This is a genomic window from Streptomyces sp. NPDC021020 (assembly GCF_044333285.1).
Taxonomy (GTDB): Bacteria; Actinomycetota; Actinomycetes; order Streptomycetales; family Streptomycetaceae; genus Actinacidiphila.
In genome coordinates this window covers 152412-172223 of the sequence record NZ_JBIRQQ010000010.1, presented here as the reverse complement: position 1 = coordinate 172223, position 19812 = coordinate 152412, and the positions used below count along the sequence as shown (strand labels likewise).

Genomic DNA, 19812 nt, shown 5'->3' with positions numbered 1-19812 from the left:
CTCTTTATCCTGTGGGTGCCTCACGGCGGCATCAGGGCCGATTGATATCAGCGCCCGGTGGCATCATCAGCCACTGATGTGAGAGTATCAGCCCATGATGACGTCAGTCGACACTGAACTGGTCCGCGTTCTCGCGGACCCGCTCAGGCTCCAGATCGTGACCCTGCTCTCCCGCGAGACCCTGTGCACCACCCACCTCGTCGAAGAGACGGGCGCCCGGCAGACGAACCTCTCCAACCACCTGAAGGTGCTGCGCGAGGCCGGCGTGGTGGAGACCGAGCCGTGCGGCCGGTTCACGTACTACAAGCTCCGGCCCGACGTCATCGAAAGCCTCGCGGCGTCCTTCGCCGAGATCGCCGCGACAGCCCGCGTCAACGCCGCCGCCAACATGAAAAGGGCCTGCCCGTGACCCGCACCGAAGCGCCCGCGCCCGTCGAGGAACCCTCGATCGTCGCGAAGCTCTCCACCCTGGACCGCTTCCTGGCCGTCTGGATCCTGATCGCCATGGGCGTCGGCATCGGCCTCGGGCGTGCCATCCCCAGCCTGGACAGCGGCCTGGCCAAGCTGGACATCGGCGGCATCTCCCTGCCGATCGCCCTCGGCCTGCTGATCATGATGTATCCGGTGCTGGCCAAGGTCCGCTACGACAAGCTCGACTCGGTCACCGGCGACCGCAAGCTGCTGCTGTCCTCGCTGCTCATCAACTGGATCGTCGGTCCGGCCGTGATGTTCACCCTCGCGTGGGTGTTCCTGTCCGATCTGCCCGCGTACCGCACCGGCCTGATCATCGTCGGCCTGGCCCGCTGCATCGCGATGGTGATCATCTGGAACGACCTCGCGTGCGGCGACCGCGAGGCCGCCGCCGTCCTGGTCGCCCTGAACTCCGTCTTCCAGGTCGTCGCCTTCGGCCTGCTCGGCTGGTTCTACCTCGACGTCCTGCCCAAGTGGCTCGGCCTCGGCAACGGCGAGCACCTGCACATCTCCGTCGGGAAGATCGCCCTGAACGTCGTCGTCTTCCTCGGCATCCCCCTGGTCGCCGGGTTCCTGACCCGCCGCATCGGCGAGCGGAAGATGGGCCGCGAGAGCTACGAGGCGAAGATGCTGCCGCGGATCGGCCCCTGGGCGCTGTACGGGCTGCTGTTCACCATCGTCATCCTCTTCGCGCTCCAGGGTAAGACGATCACCCACCAGCCCGGCGATGTCGCCCGTATCGCGCTGCCGCTGCTGGCCTACTTCGCGATCATGTGGTTCGGCACCTTCGCCCTCGGCAAGAGCATCGGCCTTCCCTACGACCGCACGGCCACGCTCGCCTTCACCGCGGCCGGCAACAACTTCGAACTCGCCATCGCCGTCGCCATCGGCACCTTCGGCGTCACCAGCGGGCAAGCGCTGTCCGGAGTGGTCGGCCCCCTCATCGAGGTCCCCGTGCTCATCGCCCTGGTGTACGTCTCCCTCGCCTGGCGCCGCCGCTTCACCGCCCGCGCACCGCAGGCCCTCGCAACCACGGATTCCGTGTCGTGACCGGCGGACCGGAACGTCCCAGCCGACTGGCGTGGTTACAGGAGAACCGCGTCGGGATCGCCATACTGCTGGGAGTGATATGGATGGGGGCGATGTTCCTGATCATGCATGACGCGGCGATCGCGGTGATCTGCGGCGCGGCGTTCGCAGGCGTTCTCGCCGCAACCCTTCCCCGGCCGCCTAAGCCATGACGCCGGTGCACACGATCGACGTCGTCGTCATCGGCGGCGGCCAGGCCGGACTCGCGGCCGGGTTCCATCTGCGCCGGCTGGGCGTCGGGTACGTGATCCTCGACGCCCAGCCGTCCGCGGGCGGCGCGTGGCAGCACGCCTGGGAGTCCCTGCACCTGTTCTCCCCGGCGACGTACTCCTCGCTGCCCGGCATGACCATGTCGCACCAGCTCGGCGAGACCTATCCGGACGCCCAACACGTCGTGGACTACCTGGCCGACTACGAACGTCGCTACGGCCTCCCGGTCCACCGCCCGGTGCACGTCCTCGGCGTGCACCGCGACGGGCCGCTCCTGCGCGTGGACGCCGACTCCGGCACCTGGCAGGCGCGAGCGGTGGTCAGCGCCACCGGGACCTGGTCCCGCCCCTTCATCCCGGCGGTCCCCGGCCGCGAGGTCTTCCAGGGCCGCCAGCTCCACACCGTGAACTACGGCAGCTCCGAGGACTTCACCGAGCAGCACGTCGTCGTGGTCGGCGGCGGCAACTCCGGTGCCCAGATTGCCGCGGACCTCACCGCGCACGCCGACGTCACCTGGGCCACCCAGCGGCCCCCGCGCTTCCTCGCCGACAACATCGACGGGCGGGCCCTCTTCGAAGCCGCCACCGCCCGCCGCCGCGCTCTTGAGACCGGCGCCGCCGACACCGGGGGAGTCGCCTCGCTGGGCGATATCGTCGCCGTCCCGCCGGTCCGCGCCGCGCGCGACGCCGGGCTGCTCAAGGCTTCCCCGATGTTCGCCCGCCTGGCCGCCGACGGTCCGGTGTGGCAAGACGGGTCCGCAGTGCGTGCCGACGCGGTCATCTGGTGCACCGGCTTCCGCCCGGCCCTTTCCCACCTCGCACCGCTGGCTCTCCGCGGCCACCGCGGCCACATCCCGACCACGGGCACGCGAGCGACCGCCGAGCCGCGACTCCACCTGCTCGGCTACGGCGACTGGACCGGCCCCGCCTCCGCCACCCTCATCGGGGTGGGCCGCCCGGCCCGCGACGCGGCCCGCGAGATCGCAGAACTGCTCGACTCCCGTTGAGACAAACGGAGTTCCCCTCACGAACCCCTGGCGTTCAGCCCTGATCTCCCATCGATCTCTAATGTCTCGGGCAAGCAATAGTCAAGCATCTATGGGAGATCTCTGTGAGCAGGCGAGAGCGCGACGCGCGACGCTGGGGTGCGCCGCTGGTGGCAGCGGTGGCCGCCGCGTCGGTGACGATGGTCGTCAGCCCCACGCTCGGTGCGTCGGCGACCGCGCCGGGCGCTCAGGCGAAGGCCAAGGCGACCGCGAAGAACGTGATCTTCATCAACGGCGACGGCATGGCCGCCGCTCACCGGGAGGCCGCCCGCTTGAACCTGGCCGGCCTCGACGGGCAGTTGGCGATGGACAAGCTGGCCGCCTCCGGCCAGCTCACCACCAGCCCGCACGACCCCAAGGCCGTGATCACCGACTCCGCCGCCGCGGCGACGGCGTGGGCCACGGGGGAGAAGACGTACAACGGCGCGATCAGCGTGGACGTCGACGGGAACCCGCTCGCGACGCTGGGCCAGCAGGCGAAGGCGGCCGGCAAGGCGACCGGCCTGGTCACGACGGCGCAGGTCACCGATGCCTCCCCGGCCGCGTTCTTCGCCAACACCGCAAACCGGTCGGCGCAGGACGAGATCGCCCGCCAGTACATCGACGTCTCCAAGCCCGACGTCATTCTCGGCGGCGGTGAGGACTGGTGGCTGCCCAAGGGCACGCCCGGCGCCTTCAAGGACCAGCCCACCGAGGACCCGTCCGAGGGCAGTGTCGGCACCAAGGGCAACCTCGTCGACAAGGCGAAGAAGGCCGGCTACACGTACGTCAACAGCGCCAAGCAGCTCGACAAGGCCAAGGGCGGCGCGCTGCTGGGCCTGTTCGGCAACGAAGAGATGTTCCAGCAGCGCCCCGAGGGGCAGGGTGACGTCTACAGCCCGGTGGTGGATCTGCCCACCATGACCTCCAAGGCGCTGAGCACCTTGGACAAGAACAAGAAGGGCTTCTTCCTCTTCGTCGAGGAGGAGGGCATCGACGAGTTCGCGCACAACAACAACGGCACGCGCGTCCTGCAGGCGATGGCGCAGCTGGACAAGACCGTCGCGCTCGCCCGGGCCTACGTCGCCACCCACCCGGACACCCTGCTGGTCGTCACCGGTGACCACGAGTGCGGCGGCCTGACGGTGGAGGAGGCGACCGACACCGCCGACGAGTCCGGCGACGGCGTCTCCGCCGAGGACGGCCCGTTCAGCATCCGCGGCAGTGACAAGGCGTTCGTCATGGACTGGACGACCTCCGGCCACACCGGCGCCGATGTGCCCGTGACGGCCGACGGCCCGCTGTCCGACCGGTTCTCCGGCAAGCACCCGAACACCTACGTACACGACGTCCTGGCGCAGGTCCTCACCCCGCGCCACTGACCCGGACCGCATGAAGGTTGGCCCCTGGGAGCCGCACCGCGCTCCCGGGGCCCACCCTGCTCCTTGCCGAGCCGCAGCGGCCTCAGCCGGGCTGCACCGGCGAGGTCCAGCTACCGACGTCGAACATGTAGCCCGCGCCCCGCACCGTGCGGATGAGGTCGCGGCACTCGCAGGTCGCCAGCCGCAGACGCAGGCGGCGGATGTGCACCTCAAGGGTCTTGTTGTGGTCGGGGTAGCCGGGCTCCCACACCGTGTCGAGCAGCTCGCGCCTGCTCATGACCCGGCCGGCGTTGTTCATTAGCAGCTCCAGTACCCGGCACTCCTTGAGGGGGAGCTGGAAGACCTCGCTGCCGATGCGGGCCTGGTAGCCGTCCAGGCTCAGCTCGACGCAGCCGAGCTTGAGCAGCCGCAGCTTTGCGGTGCCGGAGGGCGCGACCTCGACGTACCGCGAGGACGACGGTTCGGGCGGGGTGGCGGACATGGCCATGCGGAGCGTCACCCGACCTTCCCCGTGATGTAGTCCTCGGTGGCCTTCTCCTGCGGGGTGTTGAAGATCTGAGCGGTCGGACCGGCCTCGACGAGCCTGCCGGGTTCCCCGGCGGCGGCAACGGTGAGGAAGGCGGTGGTGTCCGAGACGCGGGCGGCCTGCTGCATGTTGTGGGTGACGATGACGACCGTGTAGGTCTCCTTGATCTCCCGGATCAGGTCCTCGATCGTCAGCGTCGAGATGGGGTCGAGCGCTGAGCACGGTTCGTCCATCAGCAGGATCTCCGGCTCGACGGCCAGCGCCCGTGCGATGCACAGCCGTTGCTGCTGGCCGCCGGACAGGCCCCCGCCCGGCGCCTTCAGCCGGTCCTTGACCTCTTTCCACAGGCCCGCTTTGGTCAGTGCGCTCTCCACGAGGTCGTCATCACCGCCGCGGCCGGTCCGGCGGCCGAGGTGGAGCCCGGCCAGGACGTTGTCCCGGACCGACATCGTCGGGAACGGGGTGGGCCGCTGGAAGACCATCCCCACCCGGCGGCGGATCACCACCGCGCTGATGCGCTCGGCGTAGATGTCGGCTCCATCGAGCAAGACCTTGCCGGTCACCGTGGCACCGGCAGCGGTGAGGTGCATGCCGTTCATGCAGCGCAGCAGCGTGGACTTGCCACAGCCCGACGGGCCGATCAGCGCGGTGACCCGGCGCGGTTCGACGGCGAGGCTCACCCCCGCGACCGCGGGACGGCCCCGGTAGGAGGCGGTCAGGTCGACGATGTCGATCCTGGCCGGCGCCGCGTCGGTGACGGCGGTGGCGGTGCCCGCGGGCGGGGCCGAGGTCGGCATCTCGGGCTCCTTGCTCGAATTGTCCGGAGCGGATTCCTGGCTGGTGGTCGTTCGGGGGGTGCTCATCGGGCACTCGTGACGGTGCTGCGCCGCCCGGCGAAGCGGGCGACGGCGGTGAAGACCAGCACCATGATGATCAGGGTCAGGGCCCCCGCCCAAGCGCGGGCCTGGGCAGCTTTGAAGCCGGTGATGGCGTTGGAGAAGATCTGCAGCGACAGCGTCGACATGCGCTGATCGGGGTTGGTCTCGATGAACAGGTCGTTGCCCAGCGCCGTCAGCAGCAGCGGGGCGGTCTCGCCCATCGCGCGCGCCACAGCGAGCATGACGCCGGTCGTGATCCCGCCCGTGGCCGTCGGGAGGACGACCGAGACAACGGTACGGGCCTGGGCGACGCCCAGCGCCAGGCTCGCCTCGCGCAGTTCCCGCGGCACCAGGCGCAGGATCTCGGCCGTCGAGCGCACGACGAGCGGCAGCATCACCAGCGCGAGGGCGACGGCACCGGCATATCCCGAGAAGCCGAACCGGGTCACCCACAGGGCATAGACGAACGCACCGGTGACGATGGTGGGGATGCCGATGAGGACGTCGGTGAGGAAGCCGACGACCTTTGCGAGGCGGCCGCCGTACTCGACCATGTGGATCGCGGCGGCGATGCCGATCGGCACCGACACGGCGGTGGCCACGCCGACGACGATCAGCGAGCCGATGATGCCGTTGACGAAGCCGCCGCCCGCGTCGGCGGGGTTGCCCGGCGGGGTCTGGGTGAGGAACTCCGGGCCGAGGTACTTGAAGCCCTGCGCGGCCACGTAGCCGATGACCCACAGGAGCACGCCGAACGTGACCGCGGCGGCGAGGTAGAGGAGGCCGGTGCCAAGGGCGTTGGTGATCATGCGTCGGCGGAGGCTGGGCCCTGCGGGACGCCGGGGCGGCGTCTGCGGCCGGGCGGCGACGTCGGTGGCGGCCATCAGGCGATGTTCTCCCCCGTGCGGCGGACGACGATTTTGCCCGCGGTGTTGACGACAAGGGCGACCACGAGCAGCAGTCCGGCGACGACGAACAGCGAGGAGAGGTGGTCGGGCTGGTTGGCCTCGGTGAACTCGTTCGCGATGACCGACGGCATCGTGGCGCCCTGCCCGAACACCGAAGTGGTGATCGACAGCACGTTGTTGCCGATCAGCATGGTCACGGCGATGGTCTCGCCGATCGCCCGCCCCAGCCCGAGGATCGAGGCGCCGACGATGCCGGACCGCGAGCGCGGCAGCACCGCCATACGCAGCATCTCCATCCGGGTGGCGCCGAGCGCGAGCGCCGACTCCTTCTCCGCGGCTGGCGCGGTGGCGAACACCTCGCGGCAGATCGCCGTGACGATCGGCAGCACCATGATCGCCAGCACCACTCCGGCCGAGAAGTACGAGACGCCGAAGAACGGGCCCTTGAAGACCGTCTTCAGGACGGGCACGCCGTCGAAGGTCGTCGTCGCCCACGTCCCGAACGGCCTGAGCGCCGGGATCAGGGCGAAGACACCCCAGAAGCCGTAGACGACCGACGGGATCGCGGCCAGCAGGTCCACCAGCGTCGACAGCGGGCGCCGCAGCCAGGCCGGCGCGACATCGGTGATCGTCAGTGCCACCGCGATGGCCACCGGCACGGCGATGAGCATCGCGATGGCCGAGGTGAGCAGGGTGCCGTAGAGGAACTGCAGCACGCCGTACGGGTTGGGTCCGTCCGACCCGTCGGTGGCCTCCGAGGGCGCCCAGCGGTCCGAGGTGAGGTAGCTGCCGAGCCCGTACCGGGAGACCGCCGGCCATGCCTCGTGGGCGATGAACGCGGCGGTGGCCAGCAGGACGACGACGACGAGGACGCCGGCTGCCGTGACCGCGCCGCGGAAGAGGTTGTCGCCGTAGGCCCAGCGTGATCTGCCGCGGTGCAGCAGGACCCGGGACCGGTCGGCGGATGTTCCGCTCATGACGCTCCAGGAACGAGAAGGGGGTGTGCGAGACGAGCGCCGGGGGCGCGGCGGGTCCGTGAAGGCGTACGGGCCCGCCGCGCACTCGGGCGCCGGATGGTTACTTGACGAGCGGCTGGCCGTTGAGGGTGATCTTCTTGACCTGGGCCATCGACTTGCCCTGGAGGTCTTCGCCGAGCGGCGCGTAGTGCACGTCGGCCGCGTCGTCCTGGCCGGTCGTCAGCGCCCAGGACAGGAAGTTGACCAGGGACGCGGCCTTCGCCTTGTCCTTCTGGTCCTGATAGACCAGCGCGTAGGTGGTGCCGGTGATCGGGAAGGCGTCCGGGTCGGGACCATCGGTTAGCGAGGTGCGCAGGTCCGGCGGATAGGTGACGCCGTCGGTGCCCTTGGTGATGGTCTCCACGCACGGCTGGACGAACTTGCCCGCCTTGTTCTTGACCTGGCCGTAGTTCATGTTCTGCGCCAGCGCGTACGCCAGCTCCACATAGCCGAAGCCGCCCTCGGTCTGGTTGATCTGACCGGAGACGCCCTCGTTGCCCTTGCCCCCGATGCCGACCGGCCAGGCGACCTCCTTGCCGCTGCTCTTGGTCGCGCCGCCGAGCTTGGAGACCCACTCCGGGGACTCCTTGGTCAGGTAGTCCGTCCACACCGCGGTGGTGCCCGAGCCGTCCGAGCGGTGCACCACCGCGATCGGCTCGCTGGGCAGGTCGATGCCGGGGTTCAGCGCCTTGAGCGCCGGGTCGTCCCAGGTCGTGATCTCCCCCGCGTAGATCTTGCCGAGGGTGGGGCCGTCGAACTTCAGCCCGGCCTTGAGCCCCTTGACGTTGTAGGCGGGCACCACGGCGCCCAGGGTCAGCGGGATGTGCAGGACCGGGTCCTTGGCCTTGGCCAGCTCGTCGTCCTTCATCGGCGCGTCCGAGGCGCCGAAGTCCACGGTCTTGGCGGTGATCTGCTGCACGCCGCCGCCGGAGCCGATCGACTGGTAGGCGACCTGGACCTTGTCCTCCTGGCTGTACTGCTTGGTCCAGATCGACATGATCGGCTGCACGAAGGTCGAGCCCGCGCCCGAGAGGGTCGACGACCCTCCGGTCAGCGGGGTGATGCCGTTGTTGTAACCGGGCTTGGCCTGGGCGCCCTTGCCGCATATCTGGTCGGCGAAGGCCACCTGCTTGGTGGGTACCCCGGCGGAGCTGCTGGGGGATTTGGAACCGGAATCGCTGGTGCTGCCACAGCCGGTAGCCACGAGAGCCACCACCACCGCCGAGCCGAGCGTGGCGAGCGTCTTGCGTGCCATGAGTGGTACGTCCTCCGAAGATCGGCGACACCCATCGCGTCGCCCCGCCAAGGAAGTTAGGAACAGCGGATGGACTCAAGGACGAGCGGAGATGAACGGGGGATGAATATAGGCGTCCATCTACGTAGATTGAGATCTATGGAGATGACTGTCTATGCGTGGGTCCAGTGAAGCAGATCCCGCCGCCAGGCGCTGCTGACCCGACTCGCCGAAGTTCGTTGATCGCAGGGTGTTCGCCTGCGCGGACTTGATCGAGTGGGGGGGCAGCGGTGTCGCGATCTCCTGCGTGTGCGTTCGAGGGCCCGTGGCATCATCGGGCCGGTGAGCGGACGCATCGTGCGAACCCAGGCCGAGCGCCTCAGCGGATACGTCCGCGTCCTTGAGGCGAGGAGCCCGGACGCGAGCCCCGAGCGGTTCCGCTCCCTCGCGGTCGATGAGATTCGACCGGTTCGGCTGTGGACGGCCCGTAGTCCCTTGACACCGCCCGATGCGTTGGATCAGCTCGCACGGGACGAGGATCAGTCGGTGCAGTGGAATGCGTTGATCAACCCAAACCTGCCGGACACTGCGCTGCGCTGGCTCGCCGACTTGGAGGCAGAGGAGGCCGGCACAAGATGGTTCACTCTTCGTGAACGCATAGTCCATCACCCCCGCGCCTCGGCGGCCCTGCGGGCGGAACTCGTGGCAGCCGGTGCCTGCAGTTGCCCGAGGCCATGCGGCCGGAACGTCTATGCGCGGCAGGTTTCGACTGGCGACTAGGTTTGCCGGGACAGAAGGCGAGACGCCTAGGCGCGATCACAGGTCAGCGGGAGGCGGCCGCGGCCGGTTCTTCCAAAGGCATCAGGCGAGGTACGAGGCGCACGTAGGTGACCATGCCGATGACCTCGACCAAGGTCTGGGTGACCACGACGACCGCGGCGACGGCCAGGTCGTCGGGCAGGGCCAGGGCCAGGGGAAGGACGACGAGGGAGTTGCGGGTCGCGCCGGTGAAGACGATCGCGCGTCCAGCGGGGGCGTCGAGCCGGAACAGGCGGGTCACCGCCTTGCCGACGAACGCCATCACGACGAGGAAGACTGCGTAGAAGGGGATGACGGCGGCGGCGTTGGAGAGGCTGTCGCCGATCTTGGGGATCTGGGAGGCGACCACGACCAGGAGGGTGGCGGCCATCAAGGGCACCATCGTGGTGGTCGCGGCGCCGGAGACCTTCTGCCCGATGGGGCGGTGCGCGGCCCATGCCTGCAGGGTCCAGGCGAGGGTGAGGGGGATGACGATCAGGAAGACGAACGCCTCGACGAACGGGCCGACCTCGACGATGTCGGCGAGGCCGGGGCCCAGGAACAGGTACAGGAACCCGGGGAGCAGTAGCATCTGCGCGATCAGGAGGACCGGGGTGGCGGCGAGCAGTCGGCGGTTGGAGCCGCCGGCGAGCCCGGAGAAGACGATGACATAGTCGACGCACGGGCACAGGAGCACCAGCAGGACCCCGAGCCGGACTGCGTGGTTGGCGGGAAGGAGGGTGAACATTGCGGCGACGACGAGCGGTACTGCCACGAAGTTCACCACCACCGCGGCGGACAGGAACCGCCCGTCACGCAGCGACCGCACCAGCTCGGCGGCGGGGACCTGGAGGAAGGTGACGAACAGCAGCGCGCCGAGGAACGGGTTGATCGCGTGCTCCAACCCCGGTCCGAGGCTGGGGGCTGCCCAGCCGAGCAGTCCGCCGGCGGCCATCGCCGCCAGGTACATCGCGACCTGCTGCTGTTCCATCCGTTCGACAAGGCCCTGCGGCCTCCGCTGCGACACCCGAACTACTTTCTCGTGCTGTGCCGGACGCTCCCTGGCGCCCGCGATCCCATCCTTGCAGGCCGACTTTCCCGGACCGGGCCCGCGGTTCCCGCCCAGAGCGTGGTCCGACTGCCATCCATGTCCGGCGGTGGGCCCACCGTGGGCATGCCGAGGTCGGCCGGTGCCGGTGCCGCGCGGCAGGACGCGGTGCGGTGCCGGACGACGAGGGCGCCGAGGCCAGCAGCCACGGTCAGGACCGCGAGGGCGGGCATCCACAGCGCGCCGAGCGCGGAGGCGATGCCGATGCCGCCGAGGACGGCCAGGAGCGGGCCGCGCAGCACACCGCGCAGGCCGCAGCCGCAACGGCACCGGTGCCGAGCGCGCCCCAAGGGCGGGACGGACGGGGTGCGGAGGCGGTCATGCGACGGCTCCGAAGAGGTCGGCCAGCATCCCGGCAGCGGACTCGGGTGCCCGCACCTCCAACTGGAGAGCCGCCGGGGAGAGGCGCAGGGTGAAGTCGAAGAACGCGCAGCAGCCCTGCTCGGCCGCGGCGAGGACTGCCACCTCGCCGGCCAACTCGGTGCTCGCGGGGAAGGTCAGGCGTACGCCGTCAGGGATCTCCGCGCGCCCCTCGGCCTTGCCGACCAGCCGCCGCCACTGCCCGGTGCGCTCGCCCAACTTGGCGCCCCCCAGAGTGCAGGCCACCGGGACGTCCCGCCACGGCTCGGCGTCAGTGCTCAACAGGGTCGGCGACAGCGTGATCGGCACAGGCCCGGCCGACTTCGCCGCGCTGGTCGTGGTGCAGCCGCACTCAGGTCCGCAGGCTCCCGCGGGCGCCGGGCCGGACAGTTCGGCGTGGACGCCGGTCAGGTGAGCGGAGAACGCGCGCAGCTCTGCGATCCGGCCATCGGTCTCGGCGATCCGGCCCGCGACGAGCGGCACCATCCGCGCCCTGACCGAGGCGCACACCCCTTCCTCACGTACGTCGAGAAGTTCCCGGATCTCGTCCAGGGCCAAGCCCAGGAGCTTGGCCGAGGAGATGAAGGCCAGACGCTCGACAGCGTCCTCGCCGTACGTCCGGTACCCGGACGGCGTGCGGTCCGCAGGGAGCAGCCCTGCGTCCTCGTAGAAGCGCAGCGTCGTGGCCGGGACGCCGGAGCGCTCGGCCAGCTGCGATATGCGGTAGGTCGACACAACGCCGACCGTAAACCTTCCACCCGACTTGAAAGTCAAGCGGAACCCGCACGCTTCCCGGGCGCCTCCTGCCGCCGGCAGCTACGGCTTGGCGCCCGCCAGGATGAGGGCGACCAGGGTGCGGGCCTCGCCGAGGGTCCGGGCGAAGATGACCTCGCGCATGGTGAGCCAGTCGGTCTGCCCGCGCAGCCACTCCGCGCTGTCGGCCGGGAGGAAGCGCAGCCGCACCCGGCGGCTGTACCAGCGCTTGCGGTAGACGATGGTGCCGATGGTCGGGATGTGGTGGCGCCCGCGGACGGCGGCCCAGCGCGGCCTGCCCATCCCGGGCGCCGGCACGTGGATCCAGGAGTCCTCCGGCCCCCACTTCTTGCCGCGCCGCATGGCGGACCCCCTGCCTCGCGGGCCTACCGCGACCGCAGCGGGTGCGGGGTCCTCGCCGGGCGGTGCTCGCGCGACCACGCCTGCGCGGCGACCTGGACGGCATCCCACGGAGAGCCCAGGGGCGGGGTGTAGGACAGGTCGAGGTCGCTGACGCTGTCGACGGTCATGCCGTGGAAGAGCGCCGCGGCGTAGATGTCGATGCGCTTGGAGACCTCCGCGGAGCGGTGGCCGACGAGTTGGGCGCCCAGTAGCAGTCCGGAGGCGGCGTCCCCGGTGACGCGCACGGCGAGGGGGGTGGCTCCCGGGTAGTAGATCTTGTGGTCGTCAGGACTGCTGGCAGTGGTCACCGGCTGCCAGCTGGCGTCGGCGGTGACGGCCTCGTGCTCGCGCAGTCCGGTGCGTGCCGCGACGAGGTCGAAGACCTTGACGACCTGGGTGCCCAGGCTCCCGGCGTAGTAGCGGGTGCCGCCCAGGGCGTTCTCGCCCGCGACCCGTCCCTGCTTGTGGGCGGTCGTGCCGAGTGGGAGCCAGGTGGCGCCCAGCAGGCGGTGGTAGGTGACGGCGCAGTCCCCGGCGGCGTACACGTCGGGCAGGGAGGTCCGCATCTGCTCGTCGACCGCGATGGCGCCCTTGGTGCCCAGGCGAGCCCCTGCCCTGGCGGCCAGGTCGGTGTCGGGGCGTACGCCGACGACGACGAGCACCAGCTCCGTGGAGTGCGCAACCTCCGCGCCGTCGGGGCCGATCGCCCGGACCGACAACGCGTCGGTCGCGCCGGGGGCGCGTTCGACGGAGGTGACCTTCGTCAAGGTCGCGACCTCGACGCCGTGCTGCTCCAGCTCGCCGCGGACAAGTGCGCCGAGTTCGGTGTCGACCGTCGGCAGGACCTCCGGGAGGGCCTCGATCTGGGTGACCGCGATCCCGCGGGTGGTCAGGGCCTCGGCCATCTCCAGGCCGATGTAGCCGGCCCCGATGATCGTCGCGGTGGCGGGCGCCCGCTCCTCGATGCTGCGCAGGACCGCGAACATGTCGCCCATGCTGTGCAGCAGATGTACCCCGTCGTCCGTGCCCAGCGCGTCGGGGCCGGTCAGCCCGTCGATCGGCGGCCGCGCGCTGACGGCGCCGGTGCCGACCACGAGGGCGTCGTACGACAGTTCCTCGGTCAGCCCGCCGGGGCCGATCACCTGGACCCGCCTGCCTGCGGCGTCGATGCCGGTGGCGCGGGTCAGGGTGCGGACGCACATGCCGGTGGCCTCAAGGTCGGCAGCCGTGCGGTGGGCCAGGTCCGCCCAGCGGGGTACTTCGCCGGAGACGTGGTAAGGGATGCCGCAGATGGAGAAGTTGGGGTAGTCGTCGGCGACGAGGACGGTGACCTCGCTCCCGGGGTCGATTTCCCTGGCGCGCAGCGCGGCGCTGATGCCGGCGTCGCTGCCGCCGATGACGACGAGGCGGGTGGAAGGCACACGTCCTCCGGGGGTGGGATGCCCGAGCCCGACGGATGCGGGCCTCGGAACGGGCGGTGGATGACGGTCCGGGCGCCTTCGGCCGCGTGTGGCCTGTCGGTTCGACCGCACGAGTGCGGAGCATGCTCGCGAAAGCTGCGGGACCGGCTCGCATCGACAGCATACATAGATGGGCGCCGATATTTAGGAGTGCTTGGTTAACGGCAGGCGAACACTGCTGTGCGCCTGATCTCCGGACCGCCCCGCCCGGCCGCCGCACGTTGTGGCGGGTCGTGCGGATCGAGGCTTCAGTGGGTGGTCAGCAGGTCTCCCATAGCGGCGAGGACGGCCGGGGCCACCCTGTAGTAGACCCAGGTGCCGCGGCGTTCGGAGGTGAGGAGGCCGGCCTCGCGCAGCTTCTTCAGGTGATGGGAGACGGTCGGCTGCGAGACGCCGACATCGGAGATGTCGCACACGCACGCCTCGCCGCCCTCGTGCGAGGCGACGAGGGAGAACAGCCGCAGCCGTACCGGATCGCCGAGCGCCTTGAACATCACTGCTGTCCGTGCCGCCTCTTCTGCCGTAAGCGGGCGTTCGGTCAGTGGGGGGCAGCAAGGTGCGACGTCCGGTGCGAGTACGGGCAGCGGCTTGGTGTTCGACATACTTCTATGTTGACACGTATCGAATCGATGAGCGACACCCGCTCCGCGGGCTACGGATTCGATGACTGTCTAAGTTGACGACTGTCTAATTAGGTGCGATGCTGACACCACAAGCCATCGACGAAGGTCGAATCAGTAATCGAGGGGAAGCATCGTGAGCACGCCCATACCCACCCTGCCCGTCGTGGTGATCGGATCAGGCCCTGCCGGCCTCGCCACCGCGGCTCATCTGGTCGAACGCGGCCAGGACGTCGTGGTTCTCGAAGCAGGCACCCGCGCGGCTGCCGCGGTACGTGCTTGGGGCCACGTGCGGCTCTTTTCGACCTGGGCCGAGCTGACCGACCCCGCCGCGGAGAAGCTGCTCGCCCCCACCGGGTGGGTGAAGCCCGACGCGGGCACGTACCCGACCGGCGCCGACTGGGCCGAGCTGTACCTCCAGCCGCTCGCCGACGCCCTCGGCGACGCGGTCCGTTGCGGCGCCACCGTCACCGGCGTCTCCCGCCTCGGCCGCGACCGCATCGTCGACGCTGACCGCGACGCCCAGCCCTTCACCGTCGACTACCGCACCCCCGACGGCCGCGAGCAGCGCGTGCTCGCCCGTGCGGTGATCGACGCCTCCGGCACCTGGAACCTGCCTTCGCCCGCGGGCGGCAACGGCCTGCCCGCGCTCGGCGAACGCGCAGCGGCCGACCGTATCTCCTACCGCGTCCCCGACCTCGACGACCCGGCCGTACGCGCCCGGTACGCCGGCAAGCGCACCGCCGTCATCGGCTCCGGTGCCTCCGCCTTCACCGCTCTTGCGTCGCTCGCGGCCCTGGCCAAGAACGTGCCCGGCACCCGCAGCGTCTGGATCCTGCGGCGCGGGATCAGCGGCTCCACCTTCGGCGGCGGCACCGCCGACCAGCTCCCTGCCCGCGGGGCGCTCGGACTCGCCGCGAAGACCGCCGTCGACGAGGGCCAGGCCGACGCCGTCACCGGCTTCCGTACCGCCGCCGTCGAGCGCGACGGCGAGCAACTGGTCCTGGTCGGCGACGACGGCCGACGCCTCGACGCGGTGGACGAGGTCATCGTGCTCACCGGACTGCGCCCCGACCTGTCCTTCCTCGGCGAGCTGCGCCTTGACCTCGACGACCGCCTCCAGGCCCCGCCCGCCCTTGCCGCGGAAATCGACCCCAACCTGCACTCCTGCGGCAGCGTTCGCCCGCACGGGCACCGCGAACTCGCCCAGCCCGAGGCCGGCCTGTACCTGGTCGGCATGAAGTCCTACGGCCGCGCCCCCACCTTCCTGGCCATGACCGGATACGAGCAGGCCCGCTCCGTGGCCGCCGCAGTCGCAGGGGACATCGAAGCTGCCGACCGGGTCGAACTCACCCTCCCCGAAACCGGCGTCTGTGGCGGCTCCGGCCTCTTCGACGACCCCGACGCCGCCGGACAGAGCGGGGGCGGATGCTGCGCCCCCGCCGCGCCGCAGCTCATCCAGCTCGGCGTCGGCGCGCCGACCTCCGGCAGCTGCTGCTGACCGACGGTGGCCACCACCGACAGCGCGCAGGAGGCCGTGACCGGTTCGGGGGACCAGTCACGGCCCCGCGCCGTGCTTCCCGCCCTGTGTGCCACCCAGATCACCAGCTGGGGTGTCGTCTACTACGCATTCCCCGTGCTGGCCCCGCGCATCGCCAACGACACCGGATGGCCCCACGCCCTGGTCACGGCGGCCTTCTCCGCCGCGCTGCTGGTGTCCGCCGCGATCGGCATACCCGTCGGGCGCGTCATCGACCGCCACGGCCCACGCGCCGTCATGACCACCGGATCGGCCGTCGGCGTCCTGGCCGCCCTCGGCGCGGCAGCAGCTCCGAGCCTGTGGACGTTCACCGCAGCATGGGCGGTCGCGGGAGCGGCGATGGCCGCGACCTTCTACCAGCCGGCCTTCGCCGCCCTCACCCGCTGGTACGGGACCGGGCGCGTACGGGCCCTCACCACCCTCACCCTGGCCGGCGGCCTGGCCAGCACCGTCTTCGCCCCCGTCACCGCCGCCCTCGCCGACCACCTGGGCTGGCGGGGTACCTACCTCGTCCTCGCCATGATCCTTGGCGCGATCACCATTCCCGCGCACGCGCTGGCACTTCGCGCCCCGTGGCCGACGGCACCGGACACGGGGACCACCCCCACCACCGCGAGCGGCGACTCCGTCGCCCGCACGCGCCCCTTCCTCCTGCTCACCGCCGCCCTCACCCTGTCAGGCTTCGCCGTCTACGCCGTGGTCATCACCCTGATCCCCCTACTCGCCGCGCGCGGGGCGTCGACCACCACCGCAGCATGGGCACTCGGCCTGGGCGGGCTCGGCCAAACCCTCGGCCGCACGCTCTACTCCACCCTCGCCCACCGAACAGGCGTCGTCACCCGCACCACCGCACTCATCGCGGCCAGCACCTCGGCCATCGCCCTGCTCGCCGTCGTGCCCGGCCCCATCCCGCTGCTCATCGCGATCTCCATGCTGGCCGGCATGATCCGCGGGAACATCACGCTCCTCCAAGCCACCGCGATCACCGACCGCTGGGGCACCACCCACTACGCGGCTCTGTCCGCCCTCCTCGCCGCCCCCGTCACGATCGCCGGCGCACTCGCCCCCTTCGCCGGCACCGCCTTGGCCGACCCTCTCGGCGGCTACCCCCGCCTCTTCCTGCTCCTCGCGGCCGTCTCCGCGCTGGCCTGCGGCCTGAGTCTGGGCACGGCAAAGCGATGAGCGCGTGGGAGCGACCGGCTGCCGCCCGGCGAGATCGCCCTGCTGAGCGTGCGATCAGGTCCCGGTCGGGTCTCTCTACACTCCGGCGCCGAGCATCCCGGACATCGCGGCGAGGACCGACGGGGTGACGCGGTAGTAGATCCAGGTGCCGCGACGCTCGGAGACGATGAGGCCGGCCTCCCGGAGCCGCCGGAGGTGGTGGCTCACCGTGGGCTGCGAGACGCCGACGTCCGCGATCTCGCAGACGCACGCCTCTCCGTCGGGATGTGACGCGATCTTGGAGAACAGGCGGAGCCGGACCGGATCGCCCAGGGCCTTGAACATCGCGGCCACGAATTCCGACTGCTCGACCGTCAGTTCCTGGCTGGTCAGCGGGGCGCAGCATGCCTCGGTGGGAGGTGCGACCGGCTCCAGTAGCTTCGACATACGTCTATGTTGACACTCGTCAGGGGTGAATGCCAAGATCTCATATTTAGGTAATCATCGAATCAGCCGCGAAGTGCCGTCTCTTCGGGCGGTGTCCGGCGCCGGGAGGGACCATGCGGACAGCCGTGGTGACGGGGGCCAGCAGCGGGATCGGGGCGGCGACGGCGCAGGCGCTGAGCCGATCCGGCTTCCACACCGTCCTGGTCGCGCGCAGAGCGGACCGCCTGGAGCAGGTGGCGGGGAAGATCCGTGCCGACGGCGGCCGGGCCGCCGCCGTGACGCTCGACGTCACCGACCGCGCGGCCGTCACCGCTTTCGCTGCCGGTCTCGACGGCTGTGACGTCCTGGTCAACAACGCCGGCGGCGCCTTCGGCACAGAGCACGTCGCGGACGCCGATCCTGACGACTGGTCATCGATGTTCCAGGTCAACGTTGTCGGGGCGCTGCACATGACGCAGGCGCTGCTGCCCGCGCTCACGGCGAGCGGCGACGGCACGGTCGTGGTCCTGTCCTCGACGGCATCCTTCACCGTCTACGAGGGCGGCGGCGGGTACAGCGCTGCCAAGCACGGAGCCCATGTGCTGGCCGGGACCCTGCGGCTCGAACTGAGCGGCAAGCCGGTGCGGGTGGTGGAGATCGCGCCGGGCATGGTGCACACCGAGGAGTTCTCGCTCAACCGTTACCGCGGGGACGCCGACAAGGCGGCGGCGGTCTACGCAGGCGTGGATGCCCCTCTCACCGCAGAGGACGTCGCGGAGACGATCGCCTGGGCGGTGTCGAGGCCGCCGCACGTCAACATCGACCTACTCGTCGTCCGGCCCCTTGCTCAGGCGGCGCAGCACAAGGTGCACCGCACCGGCTGAGAACGGACCGCCTCCGGCGGGGTGCGTCAACGGGGTGAGGTCGCACCCCGCCGGAGGCGGGGACTGGGCGCGGTCAGCCGCAGCCGGGCGCCTGCGGCGCGTCGAAGAGGTCAGCGGTGTAGGCGGCGAGCTGAAGGGCGACGCCGTGGTCGATGCCCAGCTCGGTGGCAGCGGTGAGTACCGCCTGCGCGGCGGTGGGGGAGCTGCCCAGGTGCTTGGCCGTGGCGTGCAGCAGCTCGCCGTGCTGCTCGGCCGTCAGCCCCAGCCGCAGGGCGAGCGCTTCGGCTCCCGCTGTCGCGGAGCAGACGCCCGTTTCCGGCAGTTGCAGCTCGACGGACTGGGCGGCCTCCAGATCCCCGGCCAGCGCGGCCGCGATGGACCGGACCTGCTCGTAGCCGGTGACCATCAGGAACGTCGGCGCCCGCCCGTAGCTCTTCATCCCGACGGCGTAGTAGCCCGGTTCGGGGTGGGCCAGCTCCTTGAAGCCGTGCGGGAGGACCGTCCCGCAGGAGTGCTGGTTCGGGTCGATCAGCGGGGCGAGCGCGCGGGGCGCCTCCATGATCGGGTCCAATTCGAGCCGCAGCTCCGCGGCGATGCCGAAGTCGGGGCGGAACCCGGTGGCCGCGATGACGCGGTCGGCGGTGAGCACCTGCTCGGAACCGTCGGCGGCGGTGGAGACCAGCTGGATGCCGCCGTGAGGACCCTCGGGCGTGCGGACGGTGTGGGTGCGGAAGTTCGCCGCGAGGGCGACGCGGCCGGTGTCGACGAGCATCTGCAGGCCGGAGCCGAGGGCCCCGCGCGCGGGCAGTTCGTCGTCCCCGCCGCCGCCGTAGGAACTGCTCGCGTCCCGTCCGCGGATTGCCCAGGTGATGCGGGTGCCCGGCGCGGCGTCGGCGAGCTTGGCCAGCGCGAGCAGCGTGTTGGCGGCCGAATGGCCTGCGCCGACGACGACGGTGTGATGCCCGGCGTAGTGCTCGCGGTCGGTCCCGAGGACGTCGGGCAGTGCGTGGTCGACGAGGGCCGACGCGTCCGCCTCGCCGTGGGCCGGCAGGCCGTTGGCGCCGAGCACGTTCGGCTGCGTCCAGGTCCCGGACGCGTCGATCACCGATCCGGCGAGGATCTCCTCGCCGTCCGCCAGGCGTACGACGAAGGGAGCGTCGGCGCGTCCGACCGTACGCATGCGGTCGAGCCCCAGGCGCGCGATGGCGATGACCTGCGCACCGCAGCGGATGTGCGGGGCGATCGACGGGTGCTCGGAGAGCGGCTGCAGGTACTGCTTGAGCAGGTCCTCGCCGGTCGGGAGGGCGGAAGGCTCGGGGGACTCCCAGCCCTCCGTCTCCAGGAGCCGGCGGGCCGCGGGGTCCACGTTGTACTCCCACGGGCTGAACAGCTGGATGTGGCTCCATGCCCGCACGGCGGCCGCCGGGACGTCCCCCGCCTCGACGATGACGAAGTCCAGCCCGCGCTCGGACAGATGGGCTCCCGCTGCGAGTCCTACCGGTCCGGCACCGATGATGACAACGGGCAGGCTGGCGGGAGGGGTGCTGTCGGCCACTGGCTCG

General features: G+C 70.8%; 21 protein-coding genes. 9 read left to right on the top strand and 12 right to left on the bottom strand.

From position 1 onward, the window contains the following. Window positions 1-94 precede the first annotated feature (94 nt). The 5 genes from ACH4SL_RS28640 (at window position 95) to ACH4SL_RS28620 (ending at window position 4176) form a co-directional block, all read left to right on the top strand. Window positions 95-409: an ArsR/SmtB family transcription factor gene (locus ACH4SL_RS28640; protein ID WP_398450670.1), complete on the top strand. Its 315-nt coding sequence runs from the start codon at window positions 95-97 to the stop codon at window positions 407-409. After that, window positions 406-1521: an ACR3 family arsenite efflux transporter gene (gene arsB, locus ACH4SL_RS28635; protein ID WP_398450668.1), complete on the top strand. Its 1116-nt coding sequence runs from the start codon at window positions 406-408 to the stop codon at window positions 1519-1521. The genes ACH4SL_RS28640 and arsB overlap by 4 nt, the downstream gene beginning before the upstream one ends. Then, window positions 1518-1712, top strand: coding sequence for a hypothetical protein (locus ACH4SL_RS28630; protein WP_398450666.1), 195 nt, complete (start codon window positions 1518-1520; stop codon window positions 1710-1712). The genes arsB and ACH4SL_RS28630 overlap by 4 nt, the downstream gene beginning before the upstream one ends. Further along, window positions 1709-2776, top strand: a complete 1068-nt coding sequence (locus ACH4SL_RS28625) for an ArsO family NAD(P)H-dependent flavin-containing monooxygenase (RefSeq protein WP_398450664.1) — start codon at window positions 1709-1711, stop codon at window positions 2774-2776. The genes ACH4SL_RS28630 and ACH4SL_RS28625 overlap by 4 nt, the downstream gene beginning before the upstream one ends. A 179-nt stretch (window positions 2777-2955) precedes the next feature. Next, window positions 2956-4176, top strand: a complete 1221-nt coding sequence (locus tag ACH4SL_RS28620) for an alkaline phosphatase (RefSeq protein WP_398451003.1) — start codon at window positions 2956-2958, stop codon at window positions 4174-4176. A gap of 82 nt (window positions 4177-4258) precedes the next feature. Here the strand turns inward: ACH4SL_RS28620 and ACH4SL_RS28615 are convergent, their stop codons facing one another. The 5 genes from ACH4SL_RS28615 to pstS all read right to left on the bottom strand — a co-directional run bounded on the left by ACH4SL_RS28615 (window position 4259) and on the right by pstS (window position 8759). Then, the gene (locus ACH4SL_RS28615) at window positions 4259-4675 is read right to left on the bottom strand and encodes a winged helix-turn-helix domain-containing protein (protein WP_398450662.1); all 417 of its coding nucleotides are present in this window, start codon (window positions 4673-4675) and stop codon (window positions 4259-4261) included. After that, window positions 4672-5499 (bottom strand): phosphate ABC transporter ATP-binding protein, encoded by an 828-nt coding sequence (locus tag ACH4SL_RS28610; protein WP_398451001.1) that lies wholly within the window; start codon window positions 5497-5499, stop codon window positions 4672-4674. Before ACH4SL_RS28610 ends, ACH4SL_RS28615 begins: the two co-directional genes overlap by 4 nt. A gap of 62 nt (window positions 5500-5561) precedes the next feature. Continuing rightward, on the bottom strand, window positions 5562-6464 hold the full coding sequence (gene pstA / locus ACH4SL_RS28605) for a phosphate ABC transporter permease PstA (protein ID WP_398450660.1): 903 nt from the start codon (window positions 6462-6464) through the stop codon (window positions 5562-5564). Next, window positions 6464-7465 carry a phosphate ABC transporter permease subunit PstC gene (gene pstC / locus ACH4SL_RS28600; RefSeq protein WP_398450658.1) on the bottom strand — a complete coding sequence of 334 codons (1002 nt, stop codon included), beginning with the start codon at window positions 7463-7465 and terminating at the stop codon, window positions 6464-6466. The genes pstA and pstC overlap by 1 nt, the downstream gene beginning before the upstream one ends. A 100-nt stretch (window positions 7466-7565) precedes the next feature. Then, window positions 7566-8759, bottom strand: a complete 1194-nt coding sequence (gene pstS, locus ACH4SL_RS28595; protein ID WP_398450656.1) for a phosphate ABC transporter substrate-binding protein PstS — start codon at window positions 8757-8759, stop codon at window positions 7566-7568. A 321-nt stretch (window positions 8760-9080) separates the two neighbouring features. Here pstS and ACH4SL_RS28590 point away from each other — a divergent pair, with 321 nt between their 5' ends. After that, window positions 9081-9518, top strand: a complete 438-nt coding sequence (locus ACH4SL_RS28590; protein WP_398450654.1) for a hypothetical protein — start codon at window positions 9081-9083, stop codon at window positions 9516-9518. Between the two features lie 43 nt (window positions 9519-9561). On the opposite strand, the gene ACH4SL_RS28585 is transcribed toward ACH4SL_RS28590, so the two are convergent. From ACH4SL_RS28585 to ACH4SL_RS28565, 5 genes are all read right to left on the bottom strand, one after another. Continuing rightward, complete coding sequence (locus ACH4SL_RS28585; RefSeq protein ID WP_398450999.1) at window positions 9562-10527, bottom strand: arsenic resistance protein; 966 nt, start codon at window positions 10525-10527, stop codon at window positions 9562-9564. A 435-nt stretch (window positions 10528-10962) separates the two neighbouring features. Continuing rightward, the gene (locus ACH4SL_RS28580) at window positions 10963-11739 is read right to left on the bottom strand and encodes a heavy metal-responsive transcriptional regulator (protein ID WP_398450652.1); all 777 of its coding nucleotides are present in this window, start codon (window positions 11737-11739) and stop codon (window positions 10963-10965) included. Between the two features lie 81 nt (window positions 11740-11820). Continuing rightward, window positions 11821-12120: a hypothetical protein gene (locus ACH4SL_RS28575; protein ID WP_398450650.1), complete on the bottom strand. Its 300-nt coding sequence runs from the start codon at window positions 12118-12120 to the stop codon at window positions 11821-11823. Window positions 12121-12143: 23 nt separating this feature from the next. Next, window positions 12144-13580 carry an FAD-dependent oxidoreductase gene (locus ACH4SL_RS28570; RefSeq protein WP_398450648.1) on the bottom strand — a complete coding sequence of 479 codons (1437 nt, stop codon included), beginning with the start codon at window positions 13578-13580 and terminating at the stop codon, window positions 12144-12146. A gap of 287 nt (window positions 13581-13867) precedes the next feature. After that, window positions 13868-14221, bottom strand: a complete 354-nt coding sequence (locus ACH4SL_RS28565) for an ArsR/SmtB family transcription factor (protein WP_398450645.1) — start codon at window positions 14219-14221, stop codon at window positions 13868-13870. A gap of 154 nt (window positions 14222-14375) precedes the next feature. Here ACH4SL_RS28565 and ACH4SL_RS28560 point away from each other — a divergent pair, with 154 nt between their 5' ends. Both ACH4SL_RS28560 and ACH4SL_RS28555 read left to right on the top strand, forming a co-directional pair. After that, entirely contained in the window at window positions 14376-15740 is a 1365-nt protein-coding gene (locus ACH4SL_RS28560; RefSeq protein WP_398450643.1) for an FAD-dependent oxidoreductase, read from the top strand. Window positions 15741-15746: 6 nt separating this feature from the next. Continuing rightward, window positions 15747-16961 (top strand): MFS transporter, encoded by a 1215-nt coding sequence (locus ACH4SL_RS28555; protein ID WP_398450641.1) that lies wholly within the window; start codon window positions 15747-15749, stop codon window positions 16959-16961. A gap of 75 nt (window positions 16962-17036) precedes the next feature. Here the strand turns inward: ACH4SL_RS28555 and ACH4SL_RS28550 are convergent, their stop codons facing one another. Beyond that, window positions 17037-17387, bottom strand: coding sequence for an ArsR/SmtB family transcription factor (locus tag ACH4SL_RS28550; RefSeq protein WP_398450639.1), 351 nt, complete (start codon window positions 17385-17387; stop codon window positions 17037-17039). 113 nt (window positions 17388-17500) lie between these two features. On the opposite strand from ACH4SL_RS28550, the gene ACH4SL_RS28545 reads away from it, so the two are divergent. Continuing rightward, complete coding sequence (locus ACH4SL_RS28545; RefSeq protein WP_398450637.1) at window positions 17501-18250, top strand: SDR family NAD(P)-dependent oxidoreductase; 750 nt, start codon at window positions 17501-17503, stop codon at window positions 18248-18250. A gap of 73 nt (window positions 18251-18323) precedes the next feature. Here the strand turns inward: ACH4SL_RS28545 and ACH4SL_RS28540 are convergent, their stop codons facing one another. Further along, window positions 18324-19805 (bottom strand): FAD-dependent oxidoreductase, encoded by a 1482-nt coding sequence (locus ACH4SL_RS28540; protein WP_398450635.1) that lies wholly within the window; start codon window positions 19803-19805, stop codon window positions 18324-18326. Between the last annotated feature and the right edge of the window lie 7 nt (window positions 19806-19812).

Excerpts from the sequence above, each read along its gene's own strand:
- ACH4SL_RS28625 (WP_398450664.1), top strand. The coding sequence starts at position 1,709 with ATGACGCCGGTGCACACGATCGACGTCGTCGTCATCGGCGGCGGCCAG.
- ACH4SL_RS28610 (WP_398451001.1), bottom strand. The coding sequence starts at position 5,499 with ATGCCGACCTCGGCCCCGCCCGCGGGCACCGCCACCGCCGTCACCGAC.
- ACH4SL_RS28640 (WP_398450670.1), top strand. The coding sequence starts at position 95 with ATGATGACGTCAGTCGACACTGAACTGGTCCGCGTTCTCGCGGACCCG.
- ACH4SL_RS28575 (WP_398450650.1), bottom strand. The coding sequence starts at position 12,120 with ATGCGGCGCGGCAAGAAGTGGGGGCCGGAGGACTCCTGGATCCACGTG.
- pstC (WP_398450658.1), bottom strand. The coding sequence starts at position 7,465 with ATGAGCGGAACATCCGCCGACCGGTCCCGGGTCCTGCTGCACCGCGGC.
- ACH4SL_RS28565 (WP_398450645.1), bottom strand. The coding sequence starts at position 14,221 with ATGTCGAACACCAAGCCGCTGCCCGTACTCGCACCGGACGTCGCACCT.
- ACH4SL_RS28550 (WP_398450639.1), bottom strand. The coding sequence starts at position 17,387 with ATGTCGAAGCTACTGGAGCCGGTCGCACCTCCCACCGAGGCATGCTGC.
- ACH4SL_RS28545 (WP_398450637.1), top strand. The coding sequence starts at position 17,501 with ATGCGGACAGCCGTGGTGACGGGGGCCAGCAGCGGGATCGGGGCGGCG.
- ACH4SL_RS28620 (WP_398451003.1), top strand. The coding sequence starts at position 2,956 with ATGGTCGTCAGCCCCACGCTCGGTGCGTCGGCGACCGCGCCGGGCGCT.
- pstS (WP_398450656.1), bottom strand. The coding sequence starts at position 8,759 with ATGGCACGCAAGACGCTCGCCACGCTCGGCTCGGCGGTGGTGGTGGCT.
- ACH4SL_RS28585 (WP_398450999.1), bottom strand. The coding sequence starts at position 10,527 with ATGGAACAGCAGCAGGTCGCGATGTACCTGGCGGCGATGGCCGCCGGC.
- pstA (WP_398450660.1), bottom strand. The coding sequence starts at position 6,464 with ATGGCCGCCACCGACGTCGCCGCCCGGCCGCAGACGCCGCCCCGGCGT.